This is a genomic window from Enterobacter sp. DC1 (genome assembly GCF_000568075.1).
Taxonomy (GTDB): domain Bacteria; phylum Pseudomonadota; class Gammaproteobacteria; order Enterobacterales; family Enterobacteriaceae; genus Enterobacter; species Enterobacter asburiae.
On sequence record NZ_AZUA01000001.1, the window covers coordinates 994690 to 1008364 of the forward strand.

At 52.2% G+C, this 13675-nt stretch carries 17 protein-coding genes, 2 tRNA genes and 1 other RNA gene; 10 read left to right on the top strand and 10 right to left on the bottom strand.

Annotation, left to right across the window (positions count from 1 at the left end; all coding sequences use genetic code 11):
• Nucleotides 1-22 precede the first annotated feature (22 nt).
• Nucleotides 23-1162 (top strand): glucans biosynthesis protein MdoC, encoded by a 1140-nt coding sequence (gene mdoC / locus P346_RS16675; RefSeq protein WP_029739994.1) that lies wholly within the window; start codon nt 23-25, stop codon nt 1160-1162.
• A gap of 33 nt (nt 1163-1195) precedes the next feature.
• Here the strand turns inward: mdoC and ymdB are convergent, their stop codons facing one another.
• The 5 genes from ymdB to csgB form a co-directional block, all read right to left on the bottom strand.
• A complete protein-coding gene (ymdB, locus tag P346_RS16670) occupies nt 1196-1738 on the bottom strand; it encodes an O-acetyl-ADP-ribose deacetylase (protein WP_032658049.1) in 543 nt (180 codons plus the stop codon).
• Nucleotides 1739-1844: 106 nt separating this feature from the next.
• Nucleotides 1845-2165, bottom strand: coding sequence for a type 1 fimbrial protein (locus P346_RS16665; protein ID WP_032658050.1), 321 nt, complete (start codon nt 2163-2165; stop codon nt 1845-1847).
• 164 nt (nt 2166-2329) lie between these two features.
• A complete protein-coding gene (gene csgC / locus P346_RS16660; protein ID WP_032658052.1) occupies nt 2330-2662 on the bottom strand; it encodes a curli assembly chaperone CsgC in 333 nt (110 codons plus the stop codon).
• 61 nt (nt 2663-2723) lie between these two features.
• A complete protein-coding gene (gene csgA, locus P346_RS16655; RefSeq protein WP_023311110.1) occupies nt 2724-3176 on the bottom strand; it encodes a curli major subunit CsgA in 453 nt (150 codons plus the stop codon).
• A 41-nt stretch (nt 3177-3217) separates the two neighbouring features.
• Nucleotides 3218-3673, bottom strand: a complete 456-nt coding sequence (gene csgB / locus P346_RS16650) for a curli minor subunit CsgB (RefSeq protein WP_029739999.1) — start codon at nt 3671-3673, stop codon at nt 3218-3220.
• Nucleotides 3674-4437: 764 nt separating this feature from the next.
• On the opposite strand from csgB, the gene csgD reads away from it, so the two are divergent.
• From csgD to csgG, 4 genes are read left to right on the top strand one after another with little or no spacing between them, the layout of a single operon-like run.
• Complete coding sequence (csgD, locus tag P346_RS0121490) at nt 4438-5088, top strand: biofilm master transcriptional regulator CsgD (RefSeq protein WP_021240790.1); 651 nt, start codon at nt 4438-4440, stop codon at nt 5086-5088.
• A 4-nt stretch (nt 5089-5092) separates the two neighbouring features.
• A complete protein-coding gene (gene csgE, locus P346_RS16645) occupies nt 5093-5482 on the top strand; it encodes a curli production assembly/transport protein CsgE (protein ID WP_032658054.1) in 390 nt (129 codons plus the stop codon).
• A gap of 23 nt (nt 5483-5505) precedes the next feature.
• Complete coding sequence (csgF, locus tag P346_RS16640) at nt 5506-5919, top strand: curli production assembly/transport protein CsgF (protein WP_023311106.1); 414 nt, start codon at nt 5506-5508, stop codon at nt 5917-5919.
• 26 nt (nt 5920-5945) lie between these two features.
• Entirely contained in the window at nt 5946-6779 is an 834-nt protein-coding gene (csgG, locus tag P346_RS16635; RefSeq protein WP_024908984.1) for a curli production assembly/transport protein CsgG, read from the top strand.
• Between the two features lie 43 nt (nt 6780-6822).
• Here csgG and P346_RS0121495 read toward each other — a convergent pair whose 3' ends face one another.
• From P346_RS0121495 to ghrA, 4 genes are all read right to left on the bottom strand, one after another.
• Nucleotides 6823-7305, bottom strand: coding sequence for a DUF1097 domain-containing protein (locus P346_RS0121495; RefSeq protein WP_202962602.1), 483 nt, complete (start codon nt 7303-7305; stop codon nt 6823-6825).
• Between the two features lie 96 nt (nt 7306-7401).
• Nucleotides 7402-7956, bottom strand: a complete 555-nt coding sequence (locus P346_RS16630; protein ID WP_029740002.1) for a TorD/DmsD family molecular chaperone — start codon at nt 7954-7956, stop codon at nt 7402-7404.
• Between the two features lie 21 nt (nt 7957-7977).
• The gene (locus P346_RS16625; RefSeq protein ID WP_032658058.1) at nt 7978-8715 is read right to left on the bottom strand and encodes a phosphatase; all 738 of its coding nucleotides are present in this window, start codon (nt 8713-8715) and stop codon (nt 7978-7980) included.
• A gap of 84 nt (nt 8716-8799) precedes the next feature.
• Entirely contained in the window at nt 8800-9738 is a 939-nt protein-coding gene (gene ghrA / locus P346_RS16620; protein ID WP_032658060.1) for a glyoxylate/hydroxypyruvate reductase GhrA, read from the bottom strand.
• 232 nt (nt 9739-9970) lie between these two features.
• On the opposite strand from ghrA, the gene P346_RS16615 reads away from it, so the two are divergent.
• Nucleotides 9971-10058: transfer RNA gene (locus P346_RS16615), tRNA-Ser, on the top strand.
• A 313-nt stretch (nt 10059-10371) separates the two neighbouring features.
• Here the strand turns inward: P346_RS16615 and P346_RS16610 are convergent.
• A complete protein-coding gene (locus P346_RS16610) occupies nt 10372-11277 on the bottom strand; it encodes a LysR family transcriptional regulator (RefSeq protein ID WP_032658062.1) in 906 nt (301 codons plus the stop codon).
• 109 nt (nt 11278-11386) lie between these two features.
• Between P346_RS16610 and P346_RS16605 the strand changes: the two genes are divergently transcribed.
• The 4 genes from P346_RS16605 to P346_RS22310 all read left to right on the top strand — a co-directional run bounded on the left by P346_RS16605 (nt 11387) and on the right by P346_RS22310 (nt 13350).
• Nucleotides 11387-12247, top strand: coding sequence for a pirin family protein (locus P346_RS16605; protein WP_032658063.1), 861 nt, complete (start codon nt 11387-11389; stop codon nt 12245-12247).
• A 20-nt stretch (nt 12248-12267) separates the two neighbouring features.
• On the top strand, nt 12268-12945 hold the full coding sequence (locus P346_RS16600; RefSeq protein ID WP_032638688.1) for an isochorismatase family protein: 678 nt from the start codon (nt 12268-12270) through the stop codon (nt 12943-12945).
• A 137-nt stretch (nt 12946-13082) separates the two neighbouring features.
• Nucleotides 13083-13170: transfer RNA gene (locus P346_RS16595), tRNA-Ser, on the top strand.
• A 44-nt stretch (nt 13171-13214) separates the two neighbouring features.
• Nucleotides 13215-13350: non-coding RNA, RtT sRNA (locus P346_RS22310), on the top strand.
• The last annotated feature ends 325 nt before the right edge of the window (nt 13351-13675 follow it).

Below are 13675 nucleotides of genomic sequence, written 5' to 3' on the forward strand. Positions count from 1 at the left end.
GTCTGAGAATGCACAACGTTATATGAGCACAACACCAACAGAACGTGAATATTTCCTCGACTCGATCAGGGCCTGGCTGATGCTATTGGGGATCCCCTTTCACATTTCACTGATTTACTCCAGCCACACCTGGCATGTGAATAGCCAGATGCCCTCGTGGTGGCTGACGCTGTTTAATGACTTTATTCACGCCTTCCGTATGCAGGTATTCTTCGTCATATCCGGCTATTTCTCTTACATGCTGTTTCTGCGATACCCGCTCAAACGCTGGTGGAAAGTGCGCGTAGAGCGCGTGGGGATCCCCATGCTGACCGCAATTCCACTGCTGACGCTGCCTCAGTTCATTATGTTGCAGTACGTCAAAGGCAAAGCGGAGAACTGGCCGAATCTGTCGCTGTATGAAAAGTACAATACGCTGGTCTGGGAGCTGGTGTCTCACCTGTGGTTCCTGCTGGTCCTGGTGGTGCTCACAACGGTGAGCCTGTTGATTTTCAGCCGCCTGCGCCGCCATCTGAGTACAAAAGCCGACACCTTCTTCGCCAACGTTACGATGGGCAAACTGTCAGTGCTCTTCTTGCTGTTGGGGATTGCCTATGCCGCCGTGCGCCGAACGCTGCTTATCGTCTACCCGCCGATTTTGAGCGACGGGTTATTTAATTTTGTGGTGATGCAGTCGCTGTTCTACATTCCGTTCTTTTTAATCGGGGCGCTCGCCTTTATTCATCCGAAGCTTAAATCGCTGTTTGTCACCCCGTCACCGTGGTGCGCGCTGGGAGCCACGCTCGCGTTCGCGGCCTATCTACTGAATCAGCGCTACGGCAGCGGCGATGCCTGGATGTATGAAACGGAAAGCGTGATCACTATGCTGTTGGGGCTGTGGATGGTGAACGTGGTATTCGCGCTGGGCCACCGCTTGCTGAACTTTAAGTCCAGTCGCGTGACCTACTTCGTTAATGCGTCACTGTTTATCTATCTGGTGCATCACCCGTTAACGCTTTTCTTCGGGGCTTACATCACACCGCACATCGCCTCCAACACCCTGGGCTTCTTTACCGGGCTGGTGTTTGTTGTAGGGGTGGCAATCGTACTGTACGAAATCCATCTGCGGATCCCGCTCCTGCGCTTCCTCTTTTCAGGAAAACCGCAGGCAAAAGCCTCATAAACCACGCGGCGCACCCGATGCGCCGCGTTTGCTTCAGCTCTCCAGCTCTTGTCTGCGCTGAGTCAGAAGCCGCTGATAAAGATGCGTGGTGTCGTCGTCGAAACAGACAAAAATCACCTTCTCTGGCAGCGGTTTTAACGACAAATAGCGGTAAACCGTTTCTACGGCGATCGTTGCGGCAGCGGCCTTAGGGTAACCATACACGCCGGTGCTGATGGCCGGAAACGCCATCGTTTTATAACCGTTGTCGGCGGCCAGTCGCAGACAGTTCCGGTAAGCCTCTTCCAGAATACTCGCTTCGTGCTGGTCTCCGCCATGCCAGACGGGCCCTACGGCATGAATTACCGCTCTCGCAGGCAGATTGCCCGCCAGCGTAATCACCGCGTGACCGGGAGGGCATTCGCCTTGCTGTTGGCGCACGGTTTTACAGGCTTCCAGCAGCTGCGGTCCGGCAGCCCGGTGGATAGCCCCGTCCACGCCGCCCCCTCCCATCAGGGATGAATTGGCCGCATTGACGATGACGTCGACGTGCACTGTCGTAATATCGCCATGAATAATTTCAATTTGCGGTTTCATAAAGCCCCTCTGCAACCCGCCATTTTCTTAAGTGTATCGCAGAGGAGACCGGGAGAAAAAACTATCAGAAAAAATCCTCTTTCACCGCAGGGCGGGAAAGCGCGCATCAGCGATACTGGATTTCGACAACCGCGAGCGTTTTTTCAGGATTAAGGTATTTCATATTGAGCGTCGCCACGTTTGAGTCGCTCACTTTACCGTTAAGCGCCTCTTCGTAGCTGACCATACGCGTTTGCATACGGTTATTATCTGGACATGACATGGCAAACTGTTGCTTCTGGGGAGTGACTTCACAGGGGTCGGCGACAATGGCACCGCGAAAATGAATGACACCGCCGTCAACTACCGTGGCCGAATAAGCCGGGATACTCAAAGCAGAAACGACCAGACCCAGACCTGCCGCGAGTCGAGCAAAATAGTTGTTCATTATAGGTACTCCTCAATGAAAATCGTCCATGAGGGGTAAACGCGCTTCATTTATTAGGGCAAACGAAGTTTCACGTTACGGAACATAACGACCTGGTCCCTGATATCAGCATAGCTCAACGGCCCAGACCCGCCACATTCACAACCTATTGATTTAATGGGTTTTCATAGAGAACGTTCCGCTGGCGACCACTGTTGTGATAAATGTAGCGATTTACCGTCTGAAACGGTGACAACGATTTTTACCGTGTCTCCCGCGCTTATATTTAAACTCAGGCGCATTAAATCAATCGTCTGATTAGCGGGTATAAAAAGTGTGTTTTGCTGCCGGGAAGAACTTTGCCCCCCCTGCCCTTCTCGTAAAGAAACAATCTGAACCTGACAATCACACGACTGCGCCAGAGTGACCTGAGGAATAATGGTGGTCATATTTTCCTGCTGTGACGTTTTGAAGGTGATCTGGCTGGAAAGCGCGGCAAGGAGAATTAAGGTATTCATGATGAACTCCCGAAAAAAAACAGGGCATCAGCCCTGTTTTTTTGTAGCACAGATTTCAGTATCAGTACTGATGAGCTGTCGCGTGGTTACCAAAGCCGATCTGGGTCACGTTAACAGTCGAGTTGGAAGCAGTCTGATCTACGAGTGCACCGTTAAAGCCGCCGGACTGGCTAACGTTCATAACGGATTTTTTACTGTTCCACTGATCAAGTGTCGCACTGTTGCCAAAACCTTTCTGGGACAGGTTGATTTTACTGTCATCAGAACCCTGACCAACGTCAGCGCCGTTACCGCCACCTTTCTGGCTAATATTCAGTACAGAATTTCTGGCGTCTGTCTGCAGAGCTACCGCTGAGTTACCGCCACCGTCCTGATAAATATTCAGGGTGGAATTTGGGCCACTGTATCCGCCATGACCATGTCCATGACCCCAGCCGCCCTGATTAATAGAACCCGCCATAGCACTACCAGAAACTACGATTGCTGCAAGCGCTGCCACTTTGAGAAATTTCATGGTAAACCCCCATCGGATTGATTAAAGTCGTCGCCAACGCGCTAATGTTGAATAACGTTAATCGCCATTTGCGACTGTTTCTGCACTACAACTGCGGTTTTCTGCGTACCGTACTGCGTAATATTTGCTCTATTACCCGACCCTTTCTGGATAATTTTCGCGCTATTACCGTATCCATCTTGCGTAATACCTGCATCATTCGCGTTACCGCTCTGATCGATCCAGGCAATATTGTAACCCCCTGATTGATCAACTCTCGCTCTGTTACCTACCCCATCCTGGGATACAATGGATAAGAGTCTTGAACCGTCCTGGCTAACCTCAGCGTTATTGAAAACGCCCCGTTGACCAATAATGGCTGCCTGATTTAGTGATGAAAGACTTAATTCGTTAACCGCAAAGTTATATTCAGAATTTGCCAAATCTGAATTCGCTGCGGTTACAAATCCAGGCGCACCCAGTAATGTAAACATCATAATTAACGATGCGTTTTTCATGTTGTCACCCTGGACCTGGCTATTTAATCGTGCCATAACCCTTTAACAATGTTATTTGTTAAAACGACTCGTATTGTGTTAACGCGTCGTTACGGTGAAGAGTATGTCCGCTGAAACATTTTAAATATCTCACCCACGCGGCTTATTTTTATTTATCGGCTCACCACAAAGTCGTAATTTACATCAAAAATCACTTTAATCAGGCCAGCTTATATTTTTTATTAAAGGCGTTTTGCGAAAGTGTTGTACATCGAGACGAAGGCTGTCCACGCTTCATCCCGCGTAGCTTAAACGTAACGGCTGAGGATCATTTTTTTCATCGCGTGACACGAAGCCTGTTTTCTTAAGCCAGACAGCAGCTCATTCGCGGGCTTAGAAATAATCGGTAACTCATACTTAATCACAGCGACACAAAAATAATAAATAATTATAAAAATCAAATAGATGGAAATATTTGTATGATTTTTAAAATCTGTGCACCTCTATTTACGTGTACAACTTTCTCATCAATTATCGCGATTCACGACAAGTGATTTTAACAAATTAATATTGATTTTTACATTCTGTTACATGTTTAACACTTGCTTTAAACTTCGTAAAAGCTAGATTGAAATTAGATGTACGAAATTGGTTTTATATTTACCTCCCTCTGGAGGTTATGGTCTGATTCTACACACAGCAGTGCAACATCTGTCAGTACTTCTGGTGTCCTCTTTTAAACAGGAGGACAGCTGCCAGGTGCCAAAAAAAAGTGGGGTTTCATCATGTATAATGAAGTCCATAGTTTACATGGTCATACATTACTGTTGATCACAAAACCTTCTTTGCAAGCGACAGCGTTATTACAACATTTAAAGCAATCTTTATCATTGAACGGGAAATTGCATAATATTCAACGTTCTTTTGATGATATTGCACCTGGCAGCATCATTCTTTTCGATATGATGGAAGCTGATAAAAAGCTTATCCATTACTGGCAGGATATTTTAAGCAGGAAAAACAATAATATCCGCGTGCTATTGTTGAATACGCCTGATGAATATCCTTTCAGGGATATTGAAAGCTGGCCGCATATCAATGGCGTGTTCTACGTCACGGAAGAAGAAGACCGGGTGGTAGAGGGGCTGCAAGGTATATTGCGAGGAGAGTGTTATTTTTCGCAAAAGCTTGCCAGCTATCTCATCACGCACTCCGGAAATTATCGCTATAACAGCTCAGAGTCAGCCCTGCTCACGCACCGTGAGAAAGAGATCCTGAACAAGTTACGCATTGGTGCTTCAAATATTGAAATCGCCCGTTCGTTATTTATCAGCGAAAATACGGTAAAGACGCACCTTTATAATCTTTTCAAGAAGATAGCTGTGAAAAACCGAACTCAGGCTGTTTCGTGGGCAAACGATAACCTCAGGCGTTAATCACATGAAGCGCACGTTGAGTTGGATCGCCGCAGCGAGTTTCCTGCTCGCTGCCGGGAATCTGAAGGCCGTCGAGGTCGAAGTTCCCGGATTGTTAACAGACCACACTGTCTCATCGGTCGGGCACAGTTTTTACCGTGCCTTCAGTGACAAATGGGAAAGTACCTATACCGGAAATATAACAATCAACGAGCGGCCCAGTGCACGATGGGGAAGTTGGATAACAATAACGGCTAATCAGAACGTTATTTATCAAACGTTTTTATTCCCCACCAAAATGGACTTCGATAAAAACGTCGTCTTAGCACTGGAACAATCAGAAGACGCTATTAATCGCCTGCAAATAGATAAAGCCCTATTAAGCACTAGCGATTTAGCAAAAGACGAGTTCTAGCGAACCGATATGCGGAGGCTGTCATGCGTATTGCATATGCAGTTGTTTCGATAATGCTGATAACACCTATAAGCTGGGCCGGAAACATGACGTTTCAGTTCCGTAACCCTAACTTTGGCGGTAACCCTAATAACGGCGCGTTCCTGCTGAACGAAGCCCAGGCGCAAAACTCCTATAAGGATCCGAGCTTAAAGGATTTTAGCATTGATACCCCGTCCGCACTGGACAACTTCACTCAGGCTATCCAGTCGCAGATTTTAGGCGGGTTACTGACCAACATTAATACCGGTAAACCAGGCCGGATGGTGACCAACGACTTTATCGTTGATATCGCCAACACGGACGGACAGCTTCAGTTGAACGTAACCGATCGTAAAACCGGAAGAATCTCCACCATTCAGGTTTCCGGTCTACAAAGTAATTCAACTGACTTTTAAACAATAGCTAAATAAGGACAACGATCATGCAGCGCTTCCTGATATTTGTTGCAGTGTGCTTATTGAGCGGTTGTTTAACTGCTCCACCTAAAGAAGCTGCAAAACCTACATTAATGCCTCGGGCCCAGAGTTATCGTGATTTAACGCATTTACCTGCTCCAACGGGGAAAATATTTGTCTCCGTATACAACATTCAGGATGAAACCGGGCAATTTAAACCTTACCCGGCAAGTAACTTCTCCACGGCCGTGCCGCAAAGCGCCACCGCGATGCTGGTTACCGCGCTTAAGGATTCGCACTGGTTTATTCCGCTGGAACGACAGGGTCTTCAGAACCTGTTGAATGAACGGAAAATCATTCGCGCCGCACAGGAAAATGGTACCGTCGCGGCCAATAACCGAACGCCTCTGGAATCTCTGGCAGCAGCGAACGTGATGATTGAAGGATCGATTATTGGCTACGAAAGTAACGTTAAATCGGGTGGTGCGGGAGCACGTTACTTCGGTATCGGTGCGGATACCCAGTATCAGCTCGACCAAATCGCCGTTAACCTGCGTGTGGTTAACGTCAGTACAGGCGAAGTGCTCTCTTCGGTGAACACCAGCAAAACCATTCTTTCTTATGAAGTTCAGGCTGGGGTATTCCGCTTCATCGATTACCAGCGTTTGCTGGAAGGTGAAATCGGCTACACCTCTAACGAGCCGGTCATGATGTGTCTGATGTCAGCCATTGAAACCGGCGTGATCTACTTAATTAACGACGGTATAGACCGCGGGCTGTGGGATCTGCAAAACAAAGCAGACGTGCAGAATCCGATCCTGGTGAAATACCGCGATATGTCAGTCCCTCCGGAATCCTGACAGGAAGCGCATAAAAAAGGCGAGATGATTATCTCGCCTTTTTTTATTCGCTCACTGCCGTGATGTTTTGCGCTTTTTCCCGCCGCGACGCCAGCCACAGACCGCTGTTTTTCATGGCATAGCCAAACAGCAGCCCCAGCGCCAGCGAGGGGACCACCAGCTTCCAGTCACCCTGCCCTGCAAAGGTCGCGCACGCCCCCATAAAGGTTCCCGGCACAAATGAAAGCAGCAGATGCCTGGCCTGGATGCACATTAAAAAGGCGACGACACCCGTCATGACGTATCCCAGGATTTCCAGATGCGGCGCCAGCGCGCTGCCTTTCACGATCACCAGCGCCCAGATAACACCGCTCATCAGCGTGCAGCCAGAGATTAAGAGCCCTTTGACGCCCCCCTGCGGACAGGCGAAATAGGCGGTACAGCCAAGGAACCCGGCCCAGCTGAGCAATCCCAGTGACATGGCCACCCATCCCCAGAGCCCGGAGAGAATACCTGTCGTAATTGCGATACAAAGTAATATGTTCATGGCGCGCATCTTAGCAGAAGCGCACCATAGAAATGAGATCGGCAGCACATTACGTGCAAGTTGGAATGTTGAGTTGCAGAATTTTTGTGACCCAAATCACTCTTCGTTCTCTTCTTCCAGCTCATCCCACATCGCCGCGATAGCATCGCGGGTCAGCGGGGCCAGCGTTCTCCAGAATGGCGAGGTGGCATGCGCTTCGACTTTACCCAGGAATGTCCCGACCCACGGCAGCAGGTAAGTTTCGAACAGGGTTTCGATGGCTTCGTTCTCATCATCACCGGCGTTGTCTTCGATCCAGGATGCCGCCAGCAGCAGCGTACCGATATGATCGGCCGGCGTATCGCTCAGCGGCATACCGCGCGTGGAGAGGAACGCGCGGACTTCCGCTTCCGTTGCCCCTTCCTGCCAGGCTGAACGGTATGGCGAAACGCGGCACTCATCGCCGACGAACAGCGCATTGTAGTCCGTCGCGATCTGCTGCATATCGCAGCTTTTTTGCAGACGCTCCAGTAAATCATCCTGTTCCAGCGGCCAGTTCTGCGCCAGTTTGCCTTCACGAATTAACGTAAAGAGCGGAACCAGCAGCGGGTCTTGCGGCTGACGATAATACAGCGTACCCAGCACGCGGCAGAGGATGGAAAACTCGTTCATTTTTATGATTCCATTACACAATTAAAGATCGGCAAATTCGGCAATCGGTTCCATTCCGCGCGACTCGAGGAAATCGAGCAGGCGGCGTGGGGTCACGTTCAGGATTTGCGCTTCCGGGAAGTTAACATCATTCAGCACTTTCAGGCACTCGCTGAAATCACCCAGCGTAAACGCGGTATGAGAATCCGAGCCCAGCGCCACCATTCCACCCGCGTCACGCACGGCGGCCGCCACTTCGCGACAGTTGGCTTCGCTGCCCTTACGCGAGTGAACAAAGGAGGAGTTATTAATCTCCAGCGCCACGCGGTGCTTCGCTGCCGCCTGCGCGACAGCCTGAATATCAATCGGGTACCTCGGGTTGCCGGGGTGGCTGATAATGTGCACATTGCCGCTGGCAATGGTGGCAATCATCGCCGCGGTATTGGTGCCTTTATCCTGAGGTGGGAAAACCGGCTCATGGAAACCGGCGAGAATAAGATCAAGTGAGGTCAGCATCGGGCCGGTGCAGTCGATCTCACCGTCGGTATTTTTGATGTTCGCCTCAATGCCGCGCAGTATCCCAATGCCGTCCACCAGACGTGGCCAGATCCGCATATTCACAAAATGCCAGTAGTGCGGCGCATCCGCCATGTCCGGGCCATGATCGGTGATCGCGAACAGCTTGATGCCTTTAAGCTTCGCCTGGGCGATATAATCATGGAGGTTGCTATACGCGTGGGTACTGGCGACGGTGTGCATATGCAGGTCAACGGGATACATCTCTCTCTCCTCTGCGGTTTTTCCAAAGGATAGCAGTTATCAGCGGCGAATATTAGCAAAAACCCGGCGAACGCCGGGTTTCTCTCAGTAGCCGCGCTGTCTGTCGACCTGTCCGGTGACCGCGTGACCCTTTTCCATTTCGCTGATGGTATGGGAGATATACGCCACCGCTTCTGCCGGACGCGTTACGGCAGCCACGTGCGGAGTCATCGCCACGCGCGGGTGCGCCCACAGCGGGCTTTCCGCGGGCAGCGGCTCACGGCTATAGACATCCAGCATGGCGCCTTTGAGCTTTCCGCTGTCCAGCGCCTTCAGCAGATCGCCTTCCACGACATGGACCCCGCGCGCGAGGTTCATCAGGTAGCTCTGGTCGAGGAGCTGGTTGAGCAGGGCTTCATTGATGATCCCTACCGTTTCCGCCGTGTTTGGCAACAGGTTAATAAGCACGCGCGTGCCTTTCAGAAAGGCAGGAAGCTCATCCGTTCCGGCAAAGCTCTCAACGCCCGGATAATCCTTGCGGCTGCGGCTCCAGCAGCGCAGCGGGAACCCCCAAGGAGCGAGCGCTTCGGCCACTTTTGAGCCCAGCACGCCCGCACCGAGGATGCCGATCGTAAAGTCTTCGCGACGGTAATCGGGAAGCGGTTCCCAGTGGGCCTGCTGTTTAAATAGCTGATAGTCATCGAAGCGGCGGAACCAGTGCAGTACCTGACTCACGGCATATTCCTGCATCTGCTGGCCCATTCCGGTATCTTCCAGGCGGAACAGAGGGACGTCTTCCGGCAGCATTTCAGGGTGTGCCTTCAGTTTGCTCAGAATGGAATCCACGCCTGCTCCCAGGGCAAAAACGGCCTTCAGCTTGCGGCCCTGGAGCATCTCAACCGGAGGATGCCAGACCAGCGCATAGTCGGCATGTTCATTATCGCCACGCTTCCACTCGCGTACGCGTGCGCCGGGCAGCGCCGCCGAAAGTGAGTCAATCCAGTAAGCGGTATCAAATGTAGGGTGATAGAAGAGAATATCCATGGTCATTCCTGCCTTTTATTGCGCTGTTTTGTTTTCATTTTCAAGTGGATTGCCAGCATAACAAATTTATCAGGAAACCGCGTTGCTGATAAAAGAGACGCTTTGTGCACATTTAGGAGCCAGGTTGCTTGAAGTTTGTCTAAACGCGCTAAATTACTGAAAAAGTGAGTTGACGGCAGTTCGGCTTTTCCTTACATTAGCGCCCGTCCCGGCAACAACGGGATGACAATATGGTGAGGTGTCCGAGTGGCTGAAGGAGCACGCCTGGAAAGTGTGTATACGGCAACGTATCGGGGGTTCGAATCCCCCCCTCACCGCCATATTCGAGATGAAAGCTCGTACGAAAGTACGGGCTTTTTTCTTTTATATTCTCCGTAAAGGGGGGATGAGAACCCCCGACAGGGGTTCGACAACTGGCGACAGCCAGTTGGACAGACTGAGAGCGAAGCGAACAGGCTGCCCGCAGGGCGAGCGAAGCGAGTCAATCCCCCCCTCACCGCCATATTTAAAGAAGAGCTCGCATGAAAATGCGGGCTTTTTTTCGCATCTTGCACACCTGCGGTGGATTCGAACCTTGCGGCTCTGTGCGAAACTCATGTCGGGTGGCGCTGCGCTTACCCGACCTACAAAAAGCTACTCTTCCACCATCTTCGCATACTCTTCGGTCAGAAAATCCACCAGCGTCCTGACCGACGGCAGCAGACCGCGCCGCGAAGGATAAACCGCGTGAATCACTTCCCGTCGGGGTTCCCACGCGTCGAGCACCCGTACCAGTTCCCCTGACGCCAGCTGGTCCTTGACCATCAAAATCGGCAGTTGCACCACGCCGATGCCTGCCATGGCAGCTTCACGTAGCGCCAGCATGTCGGTGGTGATCAATCGAGGGTGGTAATGGATCTCCGCTTTGGCACCTCCGGGACCGGACAGCTCCCATTTATGAATATGTTTCCCCTCGTTCATGCTTAACCCGGGCCAGGCACTGAGTTCAGATGGCACAATGGGTTCGCCCATACGCTGAATTAAGGCCGGACCGGCGACCAGACAATGCCCCCTGTCAGCCAGCACCCTTAATACCAGGTCGCTGTCATCAAACGGACGCGGGCGTACGCGGATCGCGATATCAACCCCCTCACCCACCAGGTCTACCCGCCGGTTGGTCGCCTCAAGCTGAAGATTGATTCCGGGGTAGCGCGCCATAAATCTGGCCAGCATCGGACCCACGTGGACATGCAACAGAGTTATCGGGCACGTAATTCTAACAACACCGCGCGGTTCAGCCTGCAGTGCCGCAACGGCTTCCTCCGCGGCCTCGGCCTCCACCATCATCGCTTTACAGTGCTGGTAGAAGGTCTGCCCGACCTCGGTCACCGTAAACTGTCGGGTTGTTCGGTGGATAAGCCGCACGCCAAGGCGTTCTTCCAGCTGCGCTATCCGGCGGCTCAGCCTGGACTTTGGCAGATCAAGCGCCCTTCCCGCCGCGGCAAAGCCACCGTAGTCCACCACCTTCACAAACCAGACGAAGTCATTGAGATCCTGCATAAATCCTCATCGTTCCATTTTCAGAACAGTGAATGCCATTTTCACTATCTACCGGGATATTAACTCTGAATATAAGCTAATTACATCAACAGAACATCAGGAGTTAATCATGAAAAACGTAACAGGCGTTTATACCGCTCCCCGCCAGCACTGGGTTGGCGATGGTTTCCCGGTCCGTTCAATGTTCTCTTATCAGACGCACGGCGAGCCGCTAAGCCCGTTCCTGCTGCTGGACTACGCGGGCCCGTACACCTTTCCAGCAGATGGGGCGAAACGCGGCGTAGGCCAACACCCTCACCGGGGTTTTGAAACGGTCACCATCGTCTATTCCGGTGAAGTGGAGCATCGCGACTCCACAGGTAAAGGCGGCGTTATTGGCCCCGGCGACGTGCAGTGGATGACGGCAGGTGCAGGCATTTTGCACGAGGAGTTCCACTCAAGCGCGTTCTCGCAGAAAGGCGGAGAGCTGAAAATGATGCAGCTCTGGGTCAACCTGCCGGCGAAAGACAAGATGGCGGCACCGGGCTACCAGAGCATCACCAAAAGCGACATCCCGGTTGTAACGCTGCCGGACAACAGCGGCACCCTGCGGGTGATTGCCGGTCGCTACGACGAGGTTACCGGCCCGGCGCACACCTTCTCACCGCTGAACGTCTGGGACATCGCGTTGAACCAGGGAAGCCATCTGACGCTCAATCAGCCCGAAGGCTGGAGCACCGCGCTGGTCGTGCTTGAAGGCAACATCACGGTGAACGGTACAACGCAGGCGGGTGAAGCTCAGCTGGTCGTATTGAGTCAGGAAGGCGACAAACTGCACCTGGAGGCGAACAGCGATGCCAAAGTGCTTCTGATGGCCGGCGAGCCGCTGAATGAACCCATCGTGGGCTATGGCCCGTTTGTGATGAACAGTAAAAGCGAAATCAACGAAGCCATTCGTGATTTTAACTCCGGCCGCTTCGGCCAGATCTGAACGTAATAAAGGAGAAGATAATGTCTACACCTGCGAATTTTAACGGCACTCGTCCGGTTATTGATGTGAACGATGCGGTGATGTTGCTTATCGATCACCAGAGCGGCCTGTTCCAGACCGTTGGAGATATGCCAATGCCTGAACTGCGCGCCCGTGCGGCTGCGCTGGCAAAAATCGCTACCCTGGCGAAGATCCCGGTGATCACCACCGCGTCCGTCCCGCAGGGACCGAACGGACCGCTTATCCCGGAGATCCACGCCAACGCGCCGCATGCGCAATATGTTGCCCGTAAAGGTGAAATTAACGCCTGGGATAATCCGGAGTTCGTGGCCGCGGTGAAAGCGACCGGACGCAAGACGTTGATTATCGCGGGCACAATCACCAGCGTTTGCATGGCCTTCCCGTCAATCAGCGCGGTGGCGGACGGCTATAAAGTGTTTGCGGTGATTGATGCCTCCGGCACCTACAGCAAAATGGCGCAGGAGATCACCCTGGCGCGCGTGGTGCAGGCAGGTGTGGTCCCGATGGATACGGCGGCGGTGGCCTCTGAGATCCAGAGAACCTGGAACCGTGAGGACGCAGCCGAGTGGGCTGAGGTGTATACCCACATCTTCCCGGCTTACCAGCTGCTGATCGAAAGCTACGGCAAAGCACAGGAAGTGGTTAAAAACAGCGAAGTGCTCGATTCACAGCGTTAATAACCCGTGCTGCGACAAGAGCTGATTAAGGCTTAACCGAACGAGCACGAATACAGAAAATCTGCTTGACCGTTTTAGCACAACTCCCTATAGTAGCGCCCCGTTGCCCCCCAAGCGGTCAGGCAGCAAAACAATATGGTGAGGTGTCCGAGTGGCTGAAGGAGCACGCCTGGAAAGTGTGTATACGGCAACGTATCGGGGGTTCGAATCCCCCCCTCACCGCCATATTTAAAGAAGAGCTCGCATGAAAATGCGGGCTTTTTTTTGCATGTTGCACACCTCTGGGGGGATGAGAATCCCCGACCGGGGTTCGACAACTGGCGACAGCCAGTTGGACAGACTGAGAGCGAAGCGAACAGGCTGCCCGCAGGGCGAGCGAAGCGAGTCAATCCCCCCTCACCGCCATATTTAAAGAAGAGCTCGCATGAAAATGCGGGCTTTTTTTTGCATGTTGCACACCTCTGGGGGGGATGAGAATCCCCGACCGGGGTTCGAAAACTGGCGACAGCCAGTTGGACAGACTGAGAGCGAAGCGAACAGGCTGCCCGCAGGGCGAGCGAAGCGAGTCAATCCCCCCCCTCACCGCCATATTTGAGATGAGAGCTCGTACGAAAGTACGGGCTTTTTTCTTTTGGATCGCCGCCAGGGGATTCGAACCTTGAGATTCCCTGCGCTCTTTATGCCTGGTGGCGCTGCGCTTACCAGGCCTACGGGTATTGTAGGTCGGGTA

What these genes read in the sequence shown, in the direction of transcription:
- csgE (WP_032658054.1), top strand. Translation starts at nt 5,093, where the DNA reads ATGAAGCGCACGTTGAGTTGGATCGCCGCAGCGAGTTTCCTGCTCGCT.
- P346_RS16630 (WP_029740002.1), bottom strand. Translation starts at nt 7,956, where the DNA reads ATGAACGAGTTTTCCATCCTCTGCCGCGTGCTGGGTACGCTGTATTAT.
- P346_RS16600 (WP_032638688.1), top strand. Translation starts at nt 12,268, where the DNA reads ATGTCTACACCTGCGAATTTTAACGGCACTCGTCCGGTTATTGATGTG.
- mdoC (WP_029739994.1), top strand. Translation starts at nt 23, where the DNA reads ATGAGCACAACACCAACAGAACGTGAATATTTCCTCGACTCGATCAGG.
- ymdB (WP_032658049.1), bottom strand. Translation starts at nt 1,738, where the DNA reads ATGAAACCGCAAATTGAAATTATTCATGGCGATATTACGACAGTGCAC.
- P346_RS16605 (WP_032658063.1), top strand. Translation starts at nt 11,387, where the DNA reads ATGAAAAACGTAACAGGCGTTTATACCGCTCCCCGCCAGCACTGGGTT.
- csgC (WP_032658052.1), bottom strand. Translation starts at nt 2,662, where the DNA reads ATGAATACCTTAATTCTCCTTGCCGCGCTTTCCAGCCAGATCACCTTC.
- P346_RS16610 (WP_032658062.1), bottom strand. Translation starts at nt 11,277, where the DNA reads ATGCAGGATCTCAATGACTTCGTCTGGTTTGTGAAGGTGGTGGACTAC.
- csgD (WP_021240790.1), top strand. Translation starts at nt 4,438, where the DNA reads ATGTATAATGAAGTCCATAGTTTACATGGTCATACATTACTGTTGATC.
- csgB (WP_029739999.1), bottom strand. Translation starts at nt 3,673, where the DNA reads ATGAAAAACGCATCGTTAATTATGATGTTTACATTACTGGGTGCGCCT.
- P346_RS16625 (WP_032658058.1), bottom strand. Translation starts at nt 8,715, where the DNA reads ATGTATCCCGTTGACCTGCATATGCACACCGTCGCCAGTACCCACGCG.
- csgG (WP_024908984.1), top strand. Translation starts at nt 5,946, where the DNA reads ATGCAGCGCTTCCTGATATTTGTTGCAGTGTGCTTATTGAGCGGTTGT.
- csgF (WP_023311106.1), top strand. Translation starts at nt 5,506, where the DNA reads ATGCGTATTGCATATGCAGTTGTTTCGATAATGCTGATAACACCTATA.
- csgA (WP_023311110.1), bottom strand. Translation starts at nt 3,176, where the DNA reads ATGAAATTTCTCAAAGTGGCAGCGCTTGCAGCAATCGTAGTTTCTGGT.
- P346_RS0121495 (WP_202962602.1), bottom strand. Translation starts at nt 7,305, where the DNA reads ATGAACATATTACTTTGTATCGCAATTACGACAGGTATTCTCTCCGGG.
- P346_RS16665 (WP_032658050.1), bottom strand. Translation starts at nt 2,165, where the DNA reads ATGAACAACTATTTTGCTCGACTCGCGGCAGGTCTGGGTCTGGTCGTT.
- ghrA (WP_032658060.1), bottom strand. Translation starts at nt 9,738, where the DNA reads ATGGATATTCTCTTCTATCACCCTACATTTGATACCGCTTACTGGATT.